Source organism: Streptomyces sp. NPDC050509 (genome assembly GCF_044457965.1).
Lineage (GTDB): Bacteria > Actinomycetota > Actinomycetes > Streptomycetales > Streptomycetaceae > Streptomyces.
On sequence record NZ_JBITHL010000009.1, the window covers coordinates 204,448 to 219,693 of the forward strand.

The 15,246-nt window shown below is 72.6% G+C and carries 15 protein-coding genes; 8 read left to right on the forward strand and 7 right to left on the reverse strand.

Going from position 1 to position 15,246, the window contains the following annotated elements; all coding sequences use genetic code 11:
• Window positions 1–8: 8 nt before the first annotated feature.
• From ACIBJC_RS25920 to paaA, 5 genes are read right to left on the reverse strand one after another with little or no spacing between them, the layout of a single operon-like run.
• Window positions 9–1,070: a 2Fe-2S iron-sulfur cluster-binding protein gene (locus ACIBJC_RS25920; protein ID WP_399296342.1), complete on the reverse strand. Its 1,062-nt coding sequence runs from the start codon at window positions 1,068–1,070 to the stop codon at window positions 9–11.
• Window positions 1,071–1,613, reverse strand: a complete 543-nt coding sequence (gene paaD / locus ACIBJC_RS25925) for a 1,2-phenylacetyl-CoA epoxidase subunit PaaD (protein ID WP_399296344.1) — start codon at window positions 1,611–1,613, stop codon at window positions 1,071–1,073. It lies immediately after the preceding gene.
• On the reverse strand, window positions 1,607–2,407 hold the full coding sequence (gene paaC, locus ACIBJC_RS25930) for a 1,2-phenylacetyl-CoA epoxidase subunit PaaC (RefSeq protein WP_399296346.1): 801 nt from the start codon (window positions 2,405–2,407) through the stop codon (window positions 1,607–1,609). Before paaC ends, paaD begins: the two co-directional genes overlap by 7 nt.
• Window positions 2,404–2,694 carry a 1,2-phenylacetyl-CoA epoxidase subunit PaaB gene (gene paaB, locus ACIBJC_RS25935; protein WP_399296348.1) on the reverse strand — a complete coding sequence of 97 codons (291 nt, stop codon included), beginning with the start codon at window positions 2,692–2,694 and terminating at the stop codon, window positions 2,404–2,406. The genes paaC and paaB overlap by 4 nt, the downstream gene beginning before the upstream one ends.
• Window positions 2,691–3,698, reverse strand: coding sequence for a 1,2-phenylacetyl-CoA epoxidase subunit PaaA (paaA, locus tag ACIBJC_RS25940; protein ID WP_399296350.1), 1,008 nt, complete (start codon window positions 3,696–3,698; stop codon window positions 2,691–2,693). The genes paaB and paaA overlap by 4 nt, the downstream gene beginning before the upstream one ends.
• Window positions 3,699–3,812: 114 nt before the next feature.
• On the opposite strand from paaA, the gene ACIBJC_RS25945 reads away from it, so the two are divergent.
• From ACIBJC_RS25945 to ACIBJC_RS25955, 3 genes are all read left to right on the forward strand, one after another.
• Window positions 3,813–4,520, forward strand: coding sequence for a DUF5819 family protein (locus ACIBJC_RS25945; protein ID WP_399296352.1), 708 nt, complete (start codon window positions 3,813–3,815; stop codon window positions 4,518–4,520).
• Between the two features lie 221 nt (window positions 4,521–4,741).
• Window positions 4,742–6,007 carry an HTTM domain-containing protein gene (locus ACIBJC_RS25950; protein ID WP_399296793.1) on the forward strand — a complete coding sequence of 422 codons (1,266 nt, stop codon included), beginning with the start codon at window positions 4,742–4,744 and terminating at the stop codon, window positions 6,005–6,007.
• The gene (locus ACIBJC_RS25955) at window positions 6,008–6,685 is read left to right on the forward strand and encodes a TrmH family RNA methyltransferase (protein WP_399296354.1); all 678 of its coding nucleotides are present in this window, start codon (window positions 6,008–6,010) and stop codon (window positions 6,683–6,685) included.
• A gap of 59 nt (window positions 6,686–6,744) precedes the next feature.
• Here ACIBJC_RS25955 and paaN read toward each other — a convergent pair whose 3' ends face one another.
• Window positions 6,745–8,451: a phenylacetic acid degradation protein PaaN gene (gene paaN, locus ACIBJC_RS25960; protein ID WP_399296356.1), complete on the reverse strand. Its 1,707-nt coding sequence runs from the start codon at window positions 8,449–8,451 to the stop codon at window positions 6,745–6,747.
• Between the two features lie 275 nt (window positions 8,452–8,726).
• On the opposite strand from paaN, the gene ACIBJC_RS25965 reads away from it, so the two are divergent.
• Both ACIBJC_RS25965 and ACIBJC_RS25970 read left to right on the forward strand, forming a co-directional pair.
• The gene (locus tag ACIBJC_RS25965; protein WP_399296358.1) at window positions 8,727–10,250 is read left to right on the forward strand and encodes a 3-hydroxyacyl-CoA dehydrogenase; all 1,524 of its coding nucleotides are present in this window, start codon (window positions 8,727–8,729) and stop codon (window positions 10,248–10,250) included.
• On the forward strand, window positions 10,247–10,837 hold the full coding sequence (locus ACIBJC_RS25970) for a TetR/AcrR family transcriptional regulator (RefSeq protein WP_329828270.1): 591 nt from the start codon (window positions 10,247–10,249) through the stop codon (window positions 10,835–10,837). The genes ACIBJC_RS25965 and ACIBJC_RS25970 overlap by 4 nt, the downstream gene beginning before the upstream one ends.
• Window positions 10,838–10,913: 76 nt before the next feature.
• Here the strand turns inward: ACIBJC_RS25970 and ACIBJC_RS25975 are convergent, their stop codons facing one another.
• Complete coding sequence (locus tag ACIBJC_RS25975) at window positions 10,914–11,414, reverse strand: Lrp/AsnC family transcriptional regulator (RefSeq protein WP_399296360.1); 501 nt, start codon at window positions 11,412–11,414, stop codon at window positions 10,914–10,916.
• A 189-nt stretch (window positions 11,415–11,603) separates the two neighbouring features.
• Here ACIBJC_RS25975 and pdhA point away from each other — a divergent pair, with 189 nt between their 5' ends.
• From pdhA to ACIBJC_RS25990, 3 genes are read left to right on the forward strand one after another with little or no spacing between them, the layout of a single operon-like run.
• A complete protein-coding gene (gene pdhA / locus ACIBJC_RS25980; RefSeq protein WP_399296362.1) occupies window positions 11,604–12,797 on the forward strand; it encodes a pyruvate dehydrogenase (acetyl-transferring) E1 component subunit alpha in 1,194 nt (397 codons plus the stop codon).
• Entirely contained in the window at window positions 12,794–13,816 is a 1,023-nt protein-coding gene (locus tag ACIBJC_RS25985) for an alpha-ketoacid dehydrogenase subunit beta (RefSeq protein ID WP_399296364.1), read from the forward strand. Before pdhA ends, ACIBJC_RS25985 begins: the two co-directional genes overlap by 4 nt.
• The gene (locus tag ACIBJC_RS25990; protein ID WP_399296366.1) at window positions 13,816–15,234 is read left to right on the forward strand and encodes a dihydrolipoamide acetyltransferase family protein; all 1,419 of its coding nucleotides are present in this window, start codon (window positions 13,816–13,818) and stop codon (window positions 15,232–15,234) included. The genes ACIBJC_RS25985 and ACIBJC_RS25990 overlap by 1 nt, the downstream gene beginning before the upstream one ends.
• Window positions 15,235–15,246: the final 12 nt, after the last annotated feature.

Sequence of the window (15,246 nt, forward strand, 5' to 3'; positions counted from 1 at the left end):
GCCCCGGCTCAGCGGTCGAAGTCCAGCTCCACCTCCGCGGTCGCCGGGTGGGACTGGCAGGCCAGTACGTACCCCGCGTCCGTCTCCTCCGGTTCGAGCGCGAAGTTGCGGTCCATGGTGACCTCGCCCGAGACCAGGAACGCCCGGCAGGTGCCGCAGACCCCGCCCTTGCACGCGTAGGGCGCGTCCGCGCGGCTGTGCAGCACCGTCTCCAGCAGGGATTCGCCCTCCCGTACCGGCCAGGTGCCCGAACGGCCGGCCAGGGTCACGGTCAGGGTGCTGTCGGCGGCGGCCCTGGCGCCGCGCGCGGCCGGTGCCACGGCGGCCGACGGCGCCTCGTCGACGTGGAAGATCTCCTGGTGGATACGGCCGCGCTCCACCCCGAGGCCGCGCAGCGCCCGTTCCGCGCTGGAGACCAGGCCGAGCGGGCCGCAGAGGAACCAGCCGTCGATGTCGGCCACCAGGAGCAGCGCGGGCAGCAGCCCGGTCAGCCGCTCGCGGTCCAGCCGGCCGGACGGCAGCCCCGCCTGCCGCTCCTCCCGCGAGACGACCGTGACGAGCTGGAAGCGGTCGGGAAAGCGGTCCTTGAGGTCGGCGACCTCCTCCAGGAACATCGTGGACGCCACGGTGCGGTCGCTGCGCACCAGACAGAACCGGGCCGTGGGCTCCCGTATCAGCAGGGTGGCCGCGATGGAGAGCACCGGGGTGATGCCGCTGCCCCCGACGATCGCCGCGAAATACCCGGCACGTGGCTCCAGGACGAAGCGGCCGGTCGGCTCCATGACGTCAACCGTGTCGCCCACGGCCAGCTCCTTGAGGGCGTACGTCGAGAACTCTCCGCCCTCGACCAGCCGGATGCCCACCCGCAGGTCGGGGTCGGGGCCGGCGGGGGCGCAGATCGAGTACGTACGTCTGATCTCCTCGCCGCGCTCGGTACGGCGGCGCAGGGCGATGTGCTGGCCCGGGGTGTGCCGGAACGCCTCGCGGAGCTCGGGAGGGACGGCGAGGGTGACGGCCACCGCGTCGTCCGTGAGCGGTTCGACCTCGCTGACCCGGAGCGGATGGAACATCTACAACTCCTTGAAGTGGTCGAACGGTTCGCCGCAGGCCGTGCAGCGGCGCAGCGCCTTGCAGGCGGTGGAGGAGAACCGGCTGAGCAGTTCGGTGTCGGTCGAGCCGCAGTGCGGGCAGCGCAGGGCGAGCGTCAGAGGCACCGGACCGCCGGTACGGCCCGGGGCCCCGCCAGGGCGGGGCGGGGCTATGCCGGACTCGGCGAGTTTGCGGCGGCCCTCGGCGCTGATGTCATCCGTCGACCAGGCCGGGGAGAGGACCGTGACGACCGAGACGTCCGGCACCCCGTGGTCGTGCAGGACGCGCTCGATGTCCGAGGACATCGTCCCGATGGCCGGGCAGCCGGTGTAGGTGGGGGTCAGCTCCACGCGGACCCGTCCGGGGCCCGCGAGGTGGAGGCCGCGCAGTACGCCCAGCTCGGCCAGGGTCAGCACCGGCAGCTCGGGGTCGGGCACGGCGCCGGCGAGGGCGCGCAGCTCCTCCTCCAGCGCCGTCGTGCCCGCCGGTGCCGCCGGTGCCGCCGGTCCTCGCTCCGTCACCATGACGCCCCCGGGTGGCTGCGGTGGAGGTGCTGCATCTCGGCGATCATCCGTCCGAACGGCTCCGTGTGCAGCCCCTGCCGGCCCGCGCCCGCCGTCCAGGCGCCGGACCGGGGGCCGTCCGGTACGGAGAGGGTCGCCCGGTGCAGCACATCGGTGACGGACGCGAGCCAGCTCTCCTCCAGCGCCTGCCAGTCGACGTCGAGCCCCGCGAGGCCGTCGGATCCGTCGAGTCCGTCGGGTCCGTTGGTGGGCGGGAACATCTCGCCGGTGAACCGCCAGAGCGCCTGGCAGCCGCGCTCCATCCGCTCGTGGCTCTGCGGCGTGCCGTCCCCGAGCCGCAGGGTCCAGTGCTCGGCGTGGTCCTGGTGGTAGGCGACCTCCTTGACCGCCTTGGCAGCGAGCGGGGCGAACTCGCTGTCCCCGGCCGCGAGTTGCCGGTACAGGAAGAGCTGGTAGGTGGAGAAGTAGAGCTGGCGGGCGATGGTGTGCGCGAAGTCGCCGTTCGGCTGCTCGACCAGGTGCAGATTGCGGAACGCACGCTCCTCGCGCAGATAGGCGAGCTCGTCCTCGTCCCCGACCAGGGAGAGCAGGAACCGCGCCTGGCCCAGCAGGTCCAGCGCGATGTTGGCGAGCGCGACATCCTCTTCGAGGACGGGGGCGTGGCCCGCCCACTCCCCCAGCCGGTGCGAGAGCACCAGCGCATCGTCGCCGAGTGCGAGGGCCGCCGCCGCGTTCACCGCCCCGGGGGCCCGTCGGGGCGTCGGGGCGCCGGTCGTCGCCGGTAGGCCGGTCACAGGTGCTTCACCCCTTCAGGGATCTCGTAGAAGGTCGGGTGCCGGTAGGGCTTGTCGGCGGACGGGGCGAAGAACGGGTCCTTCTCGTCCGGCGAGGAGGCCGTGACCGCCGCGGACTCCACCACCCAGATCGAGACGCCCTCGCCGCGCCGGGTGTAGAGGTCCCGGGCGTTGCGCAGGGCCATCTCCGCGTCCGGGGCGTGCAGGCTGCCCGCGTGGGTGTGCGAGAGCCCGCGGCGGGAGCGCACGAAGACCTCCCACAGGGGCCAGTCGGCCGTGTCGCTCATGCCGTCGCCTCCATCCGTGCCGCCCCGGGGCGGTGTTTCGCCGCGTACGCCGCGGCGGCCTCCCGTACCCACGCGCCCTCTTCGTGGGCGCGGCGGCGCTGGGTGATCCGCTGCTCGTTGCACGGCCCGTTGCCCTTCAGCACCTCGTGGAACTCCGCCCAGTCGATCGCCCCGAAGTCGTGCCGTCCCCGCTCCTCGTTCCACCGGAGGTCCGGGTCGGGGAGGGTCAGGCCGAGGGCCTCGGCCTGCGGGACGCAGATGTCGACGAAGCGCTGCCGCAGCTCGTCGTTGGAGTGCCGCTTGATCTTCCAGGCCATGGACCGCGCCGAGTGGGCCGACTCGTCGTCCGGCGGGCCGAACATCATCAGCGACGGCCACCACCAGCGGTCCACCGCGTCCTGGGCCATGGCGTGCTGCGCGTCCGTCCCGTTGCTCAGGGCGAGCAGCAGCTCGTACCCCTGCCGCTGGTGGAAGGACTCCTCCTTGCAGATCCGGACCATCGCGCGGGCGTACGGGCCGTACGAGCAGCGGCACAGCGGGACCTGGTTCGTGATCGCCGCTCCGTCCACCAGCCAGCCGATCGCGCCGACGTCCGCCCAGGTCAGCGTGGGGTAGTTGAAGATCGACGAGTACTTCTGGCGGCCGCTGTGGAGCTTGTCGAGCAGCTCGTCACGGCCCGTGCCCAGCGTCTCGGCCGCGCTGTAGAGATACAGGCCGTGTCCCGCCTCGTCCTGGACCTTGGCCATCAGGATCGCCTTGCGGCGCAGCGAGGGCGCACGGGTGATCCAGTTCGCCTCCGGCTGCATTCCGATGATTTCGGAGTGGGCGTGCTGGGCCATCTGGCGGACCAGCGACGCGCGGTACGCCTCGGGCATCCAGTCGCGCGGCTCGATGCGCTCGTCGGCGGCCACGGCCGCGTCGAACGCCGCCTCGAAGGACTCCGCCGTCCTTCCCATCGTCGCCTCCTCGGCTGTCCCCGCGGTCCCCGTGGTCACTGCCGTCATCCGGACCCCCTACCGACCGATCGTTCGGTTCATGGACTTCAATGGTGAGTCGGCGGCCCGTAGGGTGTCAACCCTGTGGATAACTGACCGGAGTACGACGGGGATCGGGGCGGGATGGATTCGTACGACGACCAGGGCGGGAAAGCCGGTCCGCCACCCGGGGCCGGGATATCCGGCCTCTCCTTCCGCTACCAGGTGGTGGCCGCGGTGTCACTCGCGGTCATCGGGCTGCTGGCCTGCGCGCATGTCGCGATGGTGTTCCTCCACGTCGCCCCGTCCAACACGCTCACCAAGCAGTACGGCAAGGCCGTGGACGGCTGGGTCTACCCCGAGTTCGAACAGAACTGGAAGCTCTTCGCGCCCAACCCCCTCCAGCAGAACATCGCCGTCGAGGTGCGCGCCGAAATCGGGTCCGACGGCCCCGCGCGCAGAACCAGCGAATGGATCGATCTCTCCGCGGAGGACGGCGCCGCCATCCACCGGAACGTCCTGCCCAGCCATGTCGACCAGAACGAGCTGCGCCGGGGCTGGGACTTCTTCGTCGGATCGCATGACAATCAGAACCGCCCGAACGGGCTGCGCGGCCAGCTCTCCGAGAGCTACATCCGCCGGATCGTGATGCTGCGGCTGGCCGACCACGATCTGGGCGGGCCGGTGGTACGCATCCAGGTCAGGTCGGCCACCACGGCCGTCCCCTCGCCGCCCTGGGGCACGGAGAAGATCAGCACGCGCCCGTCCTACCGGGTCTATCCCTGGTGGACGGTGAACGCCACCGATCTTCCCGGCGGCGTACGGAACGGCCGTGCGGAGGCGCACCGGTGAGTGAACAGCCCGAACAGCCCGAACAGCCACAGCAGCCGGAGCAGCCCGGACAGTCCCGGCAGCCGGAGCAGCCGGAGCAGTCGCGGCGGTCCGTGGAGCCCGAGCGGCCCGAACAGCCCGAACGGTCCGTGGAGCCCGTACCGCCGCGACAGCCCGTACCGCCGCCGGTTGATCAGCCGTCCGCGCCGCCCCGGGGCGCGCGTCCCGACCCCTGGCCCACCGTGCGTCCCGCCCCGCGCCCCGCCGCGCCCGCGCGCCCTCTCGACCAGCGGGTGGCGGGCGCGCTCCACCGCGTCACGGCCGCCGCGCTCGGCCCCTACCAGAGCGCGGTCATACGGATCGGCTTCGCCGGCACCTGGCTGCTCTTCCTGCTGCGCGAGGTACCGCACCGCCGTGAGCTGTACGGCCCCGACGGGCCGTGGAGCTGGGACATGGCCCAGCAGCTCATCGCGAAGAACAGCGCCTTCTCCGCGCTGATGTGGTCGGACAGCGTGGTGTGGTTCGAGATCGTCTTCGCCGTCGCCGTGCTCTCCAGCGCGCTGCTGATGCTCGGCTGGCGGACCCGCACCATGTCCGTGCTCTTCATGTTCGGGGTGCTGTCGCTCCAGAACCGCAGCATCTTCATGGGGGACGGCGGCGACAACGTCATCCACCTCATGGCGATCTATCTCGTACTGACGCGCTGCGGGCAGGTCTGGTCGCTCGACGCCCGGCGCGCCGCCCGCGTGGCGAGTGCGGCGAAGGCTGCGGGCGCCGCCGCTCCGGCCGTACGGGACCGGGTCGGCCCCGTCCTCTGGACCGTCACCGGTACGGCCCTGCTCATCGGCACGCTCACCGACCGGATCCAGATCGAGAGCTGGCTGCTGGCCCTGTTCTGGGGGGTCTGGGCGGGTCAGGGGCTCTGGTGGGCCGTGAACCACCACGCGCCCCACGGTGAGCCGCGCGCGCTCCTCGACGTGCTCGCCAATCTGCTCCACAACGCCACGCTCGCCGTGATCATGGCCGAGGTCTGTCTCGTCTACGCCACCGCCGGCTGGTACAAGATCCAGGGGTCGCGCTGGCAGGACGGCACCGCGCTGTACTACCCGCTCAAGCTGGACTACTTCGCGCCCTGGCCCGCGCTCTCCGACCTCTTCGCGTCCAGCGCGCTCATCGTGATGGTGCTGACGTACGGCACGGTCATCGTGCAGGTCGCCTTCCCGTTCACGCTCTTCAACCGGCGCGTCAAGAACGTCCTGCTGGTCGCGATGATGCTGGAGCACGCGGGGATCGCCGTACTGCTCGGGCTGCCGTTCTTCTCGCTCGCCATGATCGCCGCCGACGCCGTGTTCCTGCCGACGGTCTTCCTGCTGTGGCTCGGCGGCCGGGTCACCGGAGTGCGCGACCGGCTGCTCGGCCGGCTGCCGGGCCGGACCCGCCCCCGCGCCGAGGCGGCCCCGCCCGGGCAGCGGCGGGAGAGCTCCGAGCAGCCACGTACCCTCGTGTAGGTGATCAGCGAGACATCGGACGAGGGCCTGGAGCCGGTCCAGTACGACGAAGGCTACGGACCCCCGGTCGGTGTCGGACCGCACCGCGAGCCCTGGCCCCAGGGCGAGCGGTACGACCCGGAGCTGCTGGCGGCCGGTGACCGGCGCAACGTGGCCGACCAGTACCGGTACTGGACGCGCGAGGCGATCGTCGCCGACCTCGACACCCGGCGACACGAATTCCACGTGGCGGTGGAGAACTGGAGCCACGACTTCAACATCGGCTCCGTGGTCCGCACCGCCAACGCCTTTCTCGCCAAGGAGATCCACATCGTGGGCCGGCGGCGCTGGAACCGGCGCGGCGCCATGGTCACCGACCGGTACCAGCATGTGCGCCACCATCCCGGTACGGAGGAGCTGACGGCCTGGGCGGCGGCCGAGGGGCTGCCGATCATCGGCATCGACAATCTGCCGGGCGCCGTCGCACTGGAGCGGACGGAGCTGCCGCGCCGCTGCGTGCTGCTCTTCGGCCAGGAGGGTCCCGGCCTGACCGAAGAGGCCCGTGAGCACGCCACGATGGTCTGCTCGATCGCCCAGTTCGGCTCGACGCGCTCGATCAACGCGGGAGCCGCCGCGGCCATCGCCATGCACGCCTGGATCCAGCGGTACGCGGACATCCCGGCGCCGCCCGCGCCCTGACCGGCCCCCTGCCCTGACCGGCCTCGCGCCCTGATCCGGTCCGACCCGAACGGAACGGCTCAGGACGGCCGGCGGACCTCCACCGTGCGGAAGCGGTTCGCCACGAACGCCGCGTCGCACAGCGCCGCGTTCGCCGCCGGATTGCCCCCCGAGCCGTGGAAGTCCGAGAACGCCGCCGTCTGGTTCACGTACACCCCTCCCGTGAGGTTGAGCGAGAGCTGCGCGGACTCCTCCAGGCAGACCTCCTCAAGCGCGCGCTCCGTCCCCGGGGACGTCGTGTACCCGCCGACCGTCATCGCGCCCTGATGGCGCACCGTGCGCCGCAGCAGCTCCAGCGCGTCCTCCGTCGAGTCCACGGCGACCGCGAAGGACACGGGGCCGAAGCACTCGGTGAGGTACGGAACCTCCTCGCCGCCCTCCCACGCCTTCTCCCAGGCCTTGCGGGCGCCGTCGGCCTTCACGATCGCCGGCGTACGGACCACCGCGTCCGGGAAGTCCGGATGGGCGATCTCCCGTGAGGCGAGCGCGATGTCCCCGAGCCCGTCGGCCGCCTCCAGACGGGCCTTCACCCCGGGGTTGACCAGCGCGCCCAGCAGCGCGTTGGCCCGCGCGTCGTCGCCCAGCAGCCCGGCCACCGAGGCCGCCAGGTCGGCCACCACCTCGTCGTACGACTTCTCGCCCGCGTCCGTCGTGATGCCGTCCCGGGGGATCAGCAGATTCTGCGGCGTCGTGCACATCTGGCCGCTGTAGAGCGACAGCGAGAAGGCGAGGTTGGAGAGCATCCCCTTGTAGTCGTCCGTGGAGTCCACGACGACCGTGTTGACGCCCGCCTTCTCCGTGTACACCTGCGCCTGGCGCGCGTGGGTCTCCAGCCAGTCGCCGAAGGCGGTCGACCCCGTGTAGTCGATGATCCGGACCTCCGGGCGGACGGCCAGGGTCTTGGCGATCCCCTCGCCGGGCCGCTCCACCGCCAGCGCCACCAGATTCGGGTCGAAGCCCGTCTCGGCGAGCACCTCCCGGGCCACCCGTACGGTGAGCGCGAGCGGCAGCACCGCGCGCGGATGCGGCTTGACCAGCACCGGGTTGCCGGTGGCCAGGGAGGCGAACAGCCCCGGATAGCCGTTCCACGTGGGGAAGGTGTTGCAGCCGATCAACAGCGCGACCCCGCGCGGCACGGCGGTGAAGGACTTCCGCAGCTCCAGCGGGTCCCGCTTGCCCTGCGGCTTGGACCACTCGGCCGACGCGGGCGTACGCGTCTGCTCCTGGTACGCGTACGCCACGGCCTCCAGACCGCGGTCCTGGGCGTGCGGGCCGCCCGCCTGGAACGCCATCGTGAACGCCTGGCCGCTCGTGTGCATCACCGCGTGCGCGAACTCGTGGGTCCGCGCGCTGATCCGCGCCAGGATCTCCAGACAGACCAGGGCGCGAGTCTCGGGCCCCGCCGCGCGCCACGCGCCCATGCCCGCGCGCAGGGCGGGCAGCAGGACGTCCGGGTCCGCGTGCGGGTACTCGATCTCCAGGGCCGGCCCGTAGGGCGAGACCTCGCCGCCGGTCCAGCCGTCCGTACCCGGCTGGTCCAGCTCGAAGCGGGTCCCGCGCAGCGCCTGGAAGGCGGCGAGCCCGTCGGCGGGCGCGCTCTCGCCGTACGCCTTGGGGTGCTCGGGGTGCGGGGACCAGTAGCCGCGGGACCCGACCGTCTCAAGGGCCCGGTCGAGCGTGGGCCGGTGCTTCTCGGCGAGCTGCTGGGGGCTGAGCTGGGCGGCCATCGTGGACCAACTCCTCATCGAGTTCATCGGACGTGCGGGGACGTGCGGGGACGTGCGGGGACATGCGAGGACGTGCGCGGGCGGAGAACAGAGGCGGCGTACGGGGGCTGAGGACGGGGCGGGGGACATGGACCGGCGGACAGAGTTAGAGTAACCGAACGATCGGTCGGGACAAGGGGATCCGGGCGATCCTGTGGACAACCGACGACGAACCGGGCGGACAGCGGTCGCCTCCCCGGCACCGCGCGCCCCACCGATACGGGAGGATTGCGGCCATGACAGCAATCGAGCCGGGCCGCGTCGTCGCGGTCGCGGGCACCGGCACGATGGGCCAGGGCATAGCCCAGGTGGCGCTGGTCGCCGGCCACCCCGTACGGCTCTACGACGCCGTGCCGGGCCGCGCCGGACAGGCCGCCGCCACCATCGCCGGACGCCTGGACCGGCTGGTCGCCAAGGGCCGGCTCGACACGGCGGCCCGCGACGCCGCGGTGGCCCGGCTGCTCCCGGCCGTGGACCTCGCCGAACTGGCCGACGCCGCGCTCGTGATCGAAGCCGCCCTGGAAGAGCTCTCCGCCAAACGGGAGCTGTTCGCCGCGCTGGAGGACGTCGTCGCCGACGACTGCCTGCTCGCCACCAACACCTCCTCCCTCTCCGTCACGGCCGTCGCGGGCGCGCTGCGCCTGCCGGGACGCCTCATGGGGACGCACTTCTTCAACCCGGCGCCCCTGCTGCCCCTCGTGGAGGTCGTCAGCGGCTTCGCGAGCGCCCCGGACGCCGTGACGCGCGCGTACGAGACCGTGCTGGCGTGGGGGAAGACCCCGGTGCGCTGCGCCGATACGCCGGGCTTCGTCGTCAACCGCGTCGCGCGCCCCTTCTACGCGGAGGCGCTGCGGGTGTACGAGGAGGGCGCCGCCGACCCCGCCACCATCGACGCGGTCCTGCGCGAGTGCGGCGGCTTCCGGATGGGCCCCTTCGAGCTGACCGATCTGATCGGCCAGGACGTCAACGAGGCCGTCACCCGCTCCGTGTGGGAGTCCTTCTTCCACGACCCGAAGTTCACCCCCTCGCTCGCCCAGCGCAGGCTGGTGGAATCGGGCCGGCTCGGCCGTAAGACGGGCCAGGGGTGGTTCCCGTACACAGAGGGCGCCGCCGCGCCCCTACCGCGCACCGAAGGGCCGTGCGAGGCCCCGGACACGGTCGGCGTGCACGCGGATCTCGGGCCCGCCGCGGTCCTGCGCGAGATGATCGAGGAAGCGGGCGTCAAGGTCACCCGCGACCGCACCCCGCATGTCTCCGAGGGCTTCCTCGCCCTGCCCGGTGGTACGGCGCTGCGCCTCACCGACGGATCGAGCGCCACGGGCGACCCCTTCGGGCCGTGCATCCACTTCGACCTCGCGCTGGACTACCGCTCCTGTACGCGCGTCGCCCTCGCGCCCGGAGCCGACGCCGACCCCGGGGACCTGCGGGCGGCCATCGGCCTCTTCCAGCGGCTCGGCAAGCGGGTCAGCGTCGTCGACGACGTCCCCGGCATGATCGTCGGCCGTACCGTCGCCCTGCTGATCGACCTCGCCTGCGACGCCGCCGCCCGCGGGGTGGCGAGCGCGCGGGACATCGACACCGCCATGAAACTCGGCGTGAACTACCCTGGCGGACCCGGCGAGTGGTGCGACCGGCTCACGGCGTGGTGGGCCAGGTCCTTCCTGACGACCCTGGACGGCGCGTATCCCGGCGGCCGTTACGCCCCGTCCACGGCACTGACCCGCCGCGCCGACACCGAAGCGAAGCAGGGGCGTTCATGACCACCGCCAAGCGCGACACCTACACACCCGAGACCCTGCTGGCCGTGGCCGTCCGCGTCTTCAACGAACGCGGCTACGACGGCACCTCCATGGAGCACCTCTCCAAGGCGGCCGGGATCTCCAAGTCCTCCATATACCACCATGTCGTCGGCAAGGAGGAGCTGCTGCGCCGGGCCGTCAGCCGCGCCCTGGACGGCCTCTTCGGCATCCTGGAGGAGGACGGCGCGACACGTGGCCGGGCCGTCGTCCGGGTCGAGTACGTCACCCGGCGCACGGTCGAGGTGCTGATGGCCGAGCTGCCCTATGTGACGCTGCTGCTGCGGGTCAGGGGCAACACGGGGACCGAGCGCTGGGCGATGGAACGGCGCAGGGAGTTCGACCAGCGCGTCGCCGGCCTCCTCAAGGCCGCCGCGGCGGAGGGGGACCTGCGGGCCGACCTGGACACCAAGCTGGCGACCCGGCTGCTCTTCGGCATGGTCAACTCCCTGGTCGAGTGGTACCGGCCGCACGCGGCCGGCGGCTACGACCACGACCAGGTCGCGGACGCCGTCGTACGGCTGGCCTTCGACGGGCTGCGCGCCTCCTGACGGGCGGGCCCCCGCACCTCCTGGCCGCACTTCCCGGCCGCGCACCTCCTGTCCGGCACTGCCTGAGGGGCACGCCTCAGGGAGGCGGCACACTGCCCGGGTCCAGGTCCGTCTCCTCGAACACCAGCAGCGTGCGGGTCGAGAGCACCTCCGGAATCGACTGGAGCCTGGTCAGGACCAGTTCCCGCAGCGTCCTGTTGTCCGGGGTGTGCACCAGCAGCAGGACATCGAAATCACCGCTGACCAGCGCGATGTGGGTGGCACCCGGCAGCTCCTGGAGCTGCTCGCGCACCGTGCGCCAGGAGTTCTGGACGATCTTCAGCGTGATGTACGCGGAAGCCCCCTGACCGGCGCGTTCATGGTCGACCCTGGCGCTGAAACCGCGGATCACCCGGTCGTCGATCAGCCGGTTGATCCGCGCGTACGCGTTGGCCCGCGACACATGGACGCGCTCGGCGACCGACCGTATCGAGGCGCGGCCGTCCGTCTGGAGAATGCGCAGGATGTCCCGGTCGATGGCGTCCAGCGGGCGTGGCGGCTGCTCCTGCGCGGCGGACCGTTCCGTGCCGTCGGCCATTTGTTCAGCTCTCCTGTCTCCCGGACTCCCCGCCATGGACGGCCTGCGTCCATCCCAGGCTGTGGAGAACCGTTTGTCCACAGGCTGGAGGCGTGTGTAGCCAAAATGGCCCGACGACCGAACAATCGGTAGGGAGGCGGCGCCGCGATCCGGTGCTCCGCCCGTTCGCCCCGACGAGGAGGTGCACGCGTGAAGAAGAGCAGCACGCCGGTCCAGGAACTGCCCGCCGCCGCGGCCCGTCCACCCGCCCCGCCCCCGGCCTGGCAGCCGCGGACCGACCCCGCACCGCTGCTCCCCGACCCCGAGCCGTACCGCGTACTGGGTACGGACGCCGCGGCCGGGGCCGACCCCGCGCTGCTGCTGCGGCTCTACGCCGAGCTGGTCCGCGGCCGCAGGTTCAACGCGCAGGCCACGGCCCTGACCAAGCAGGGCAGGCTCGCCGTCTACCCGTCGAGCACCGGCCAGGAGGCGTGCCAGGTCGCCGCCGCGCTCGCCCTGCGCGACCAGGACTGGCTCTTCCCCAGCTACCGCGACACCCTCGCCACCGTGGCGCGCGGGCTCGACCCCGTCCAGGCGCTGACGCTGCTGCGCGGCGACTGGCACACCGGGTACGACCCGCACGAGCACCGGATCGCCCCGCTCTCCACGCCGCTCGCCACCCAGCTTCCGCACGCGGTGGGGCTGGCGCACGCGGCCCGCCTCCGGGGGGACGACGTCGTCGCGCTCGCCCTGGTCGGTGACGGCGGCACCAGCGAGGGCGACTTCCACGAGGCGCTGAACTTCGCCGCCGTATGGCGCGCCCCGGTCGTCTTCCTCGTCCAGAACAACGGCTTCGCGATCTCCGTACCGCTCGCCAAGCAGTCCGCCGCGCCCTCCCTGGCCCACAAGGCCGTCGGGTACGGCATGCCGGGGCGCCTGGTCGACGGGAACGACGCGGTCGCGGTGCACCGGGTGCTCGACGAGGCGCTGGGCCGCGCCCGGCGCGGCGGGGGCCCCACGCTGGTCGAGGCCGTCACGTACCGCATCGACGCCCATACGAACGCCGACGACGCGACGCGCTACCGCGAGGGGGGCGAGGTGGAGACCTGGCGCGCGCACGACCCGGTGCGGCTGCTGGAGCGCGAGCTGACGGCGCGCGGGGTGCTCGACGAGGACGGCATCAGGAAGGCCGCCGCGTCCGCCGAGACGATGGCGGCGCGGCTGCGCGACCGGATGAACGCGGATCCGGTGCTCGACCCCATGGACCTCTTCGCGCACGTCTACGCGGAGCGGACGCCGCAACTGCGTGAGCAGGAGGACCAGCTCAGGGCCGAGCTGGCCGCCTCCGCAGAGTCGACGGCCTCCGCCGAGTCGGCCGTCGAAGGGTCCGGTGATCCGCGATGACCGGCACCATCGTGGAGAAGGCCGTCGCGGCGAAGCCCGCCACGATGGCGCTGGCGCTCCAGCGCGCGCTCCACGACGCGATGGCCGAGGACCCGGCGGTCCATGTCCTCGGGGAGGACGTGGGCACGCTCGGCGGGGTCTTCCGGATCACCGACGGGCTCGCGGCCGAGTTCGGGGACGAGCGCTGCACGGACACCCCGCTCGCCGAGGCGGGCATCCTGGGGACGGCCGTCGGCATGGCGATGTACGGGCTGCGGCCGGTCGTGGAGATGCAGTTCGACGCCTTCGCCTATCCGTCGTTCGAACAGCTCATCAGCCATGTATCGCGGATGCGCAACCGTACGCGCGGCGCGCTGCCCCTGCCGATCACGGTGCGGGTGCCGTACGGCGGCGGGATCGGCGGCGTCGAGCACCACAGCGACTCCTCCGAGGCGTACTACATGGCGACCCCCGGCCTCCATGTCGTCACGCCGGCGACGGTCGAGGACGCCTACGGGCTGCTGCGGGCCGCCATCGCCTCCGACGACCCGGTGGTCTTCCTGGAGCCGAAGCGGCTCTACTGGTCGAAGGCCGCCTGGTCGCCGGACGCGCCGGCCACGGTCGAGCCGATCGGGCGCGCGGTCGTCCGGCGGCGGGGCTCCAGCGCCACGCTTCTCACGTACGGCCCCTCGCTTCCGGTCTGTCTCGACGCGGCGGAGGCGGCCCGCGCCGAGGGCTGGGACCTGGAGGTCGTCGACCTGCGCTCGCTGGTGCCGTTCGACGACGAGACGGTGGCGGAATCCGTGCGCCGTACGGGCAGGGCGGTCGTCGTCCACGAGTCCACGGGCTTCGGCGGGCCGGGCGGGGAGATCGCCGCACGGGTCACCGAGCGCTGCTTCCACCATCTGGAGGCGCCGGTGCTGCGGGTGGCCGGATTCGACATTCCGTATCCGCCGCCCATGCTGGAGAGGCACCATCTTCCGGGAGTGGACCGGGTGCTGGACGCGGTCGCGCGGCTCCAGTGGGAGACGGAGAGCTGATGGCGCAGGTGCTGGAATTCAAACTGCCTGACCTCGGTGAAGGGCTGACCGAGGCGGAGATCGTCCACTGGCTGGTGTCGGTGGGGGATGTCGTCGCCGTCGATCAGCCGGTCGTCGAGGTCGAGACGGCCAAGGCGATGGTCGAGGTGCCCTGCCCCTACGGGGGTGTGGTGACGGCGCGCTACGGCGAGGAGGGCACGGAGCTGCCGGTCGGGGCGCCGCTGCTGACCGTCGCGGTGGGCGCGTCCGCCCCGGCCGACGGGCCGGAGCCCGACTCCGCGGCGACCCCGACCCCTGGCCCCGCTGCGGCTCCGGTGGCCGAGCCCGCACCGTCGTCCCCGCCCTCGGCTCCGGCCCCGTCCAGGGACGGGGCGTCGGGCAATGTGCTCGTCGGATACGGCACGGGCGCGCCGGTGGCCCGCAGACGCCGGGTCCGGCCGCAGCGGAACGGGGACCGTACGGTTCCTCCCGCCGGTACCACCGCGAACGGGACGGCCGGGCCCGTCCCGGTGGTCTCGCCGCTGGTGCGCAGGCTCGCCCGCGAGCACGACCTCGATCTGCGGGCGCTCACGGGCACGGGCCGGGACGGACTGATCCTGCGGTGCGACGTCGAGCGGGCGATACGGGACGGCGTCACGGCGTCCCCGGCCGTGCCGGTCCCGATCGCGCATGCACCGGCCGCGCCGCCGCAGGCGCCCGACCGTGCGCAGGCTTCCCCGCTGCCGTCCGGCGCCACGAGGGTGCCGCTGCGGGGCGTACGGGGCGCGGTCGCGGACAAACTCGTCCGCAGCCGGCACGAGATTCCGGACGCCACCTGCTGGGTCGACGCGGACGCCACGGAGTTGCTGGCCGCCCGTACGGCGATGAACGCGGGGGGAGGGCCCAAGGTCTCGCTGATCGCGCTGTTCGCCCGGATCTGCACGGCGGCCCTCGCCCGGCACCCCGAGCTGAACTCCACCGTGGACACGGCGGCCCGGGAGGTCGTGCGGCTGCCCGCGGTGCATCTCGGTTTCGCCGCGCAGACCGACCGCGGGCTGGTCGTCCCCGTCGTACGGGACGCGCACACCCGCTCCGCGGAGTCGCTGAGCGCCGAGTTCGCCCGGCTCACGGAGGCGGGCCGGGCCGGCACCCTGACGCCGAAGGATCTGTCCGGCGGCACCTTCACGCTCAACAACTACGGGGTGTTCGGCGTCGACGGCTCCACCCCGATCATCAACCACCCCGAGGCCGCGATGCTCGGCATCGGCCGGATCGTGCCCAAACCCTGGGTCCACCAAGGGGAGCTGGCGGTGCGTCAGGTCGTCCAGCTCTCACTCACCTTCGACCACCGGGTCTGCGACGGCGGTACGGCGGGCGGCTTCCTGCGTCATGTGGCGGACTGCGTCGAGCAACCGGCGGTGCTGCTGCGCACGCTGTGACGGGGCCGCGTC

Bases quoted from the DNA above. Each gene is read 5' to 3' on its own strand.
- paaN (WP_399296356.1), bottom strand. From the start codon at position 8,451: ATGGCCGCCCAGCTCAGCCCCCAGCAGCTCGCCGAGAAGCACCGGCCC.
- ACIBJC_RS25920 (WP_399296342.1), bottom strand. From the start codon at position 1,070: ATGTTCCATCCGCTCCGGGTCAGCGAGGTCGAACCGCTCACGGACGAC.
- ACIBJC_RS25975 (WP_399296360.1), bottom strand. From the start codon at position 11,414: ATGGCCGACGGCACGGAACGGTCCGCCGCGCAGGAGCAGCCGCCACGC.
- ACIBJC_RS25945 (WP_399296352.1), top strand. From the start codon at position 3,813: ATGGATTCGTACGACGACCAGGGCGGGAAAGCCGGTCCGCCACCCGGG.
- paaA (WP_399296350.1), bottom strand. From the start codon at position 3,698: ATGACGGCAGTGACCACGGGGACCGCGGGGACAGCCGAGGAGGCGACG.
- ACIBJC_RS25990 (WP_399296366.1), top strand. From the start codon at position 13,816: ATGGCGCAGGTGCTGGAATTCAAACTGCCTGACCTCGGTGAAGGGCTG.
- ACIBJC_RS25965 (WP_399296358.1), top strand. From the start codon at position 8,727: ATGACAGCAATCGAGCCGGGCCGCGTCGTCGCGGTCGCGGGCACCGGC.
- paaB (WP_399296348.1), bottom strand. From the start codon at position 2,694: ATGAGCGACACGGCCGACTGGCCCCTGTGGGAGGTCTTCGTGCGCTCC.
- ACIBJC_RS25970 (WP_329828270.1), top strand. From the start codon at position 10,247: ATGACCACCGCCAAGCGCGACACCTACACACCCGAGACCCTGCTGGCC.
- paaD (WP_399296344.1), bottom strand. From the start codon at position 1,613: ATGGTGACGGAGCGAGGACCGGCGGCACCGGCGGCACCGGCGGGCACG.
- ACIBJC_RS25985 (WP_399296364.1), top strand. From the start codon at position 12,794: ATGACCGGCACCATCGTGGAGAAGGCCGTCGCGGCGAAGCCCGCCACG.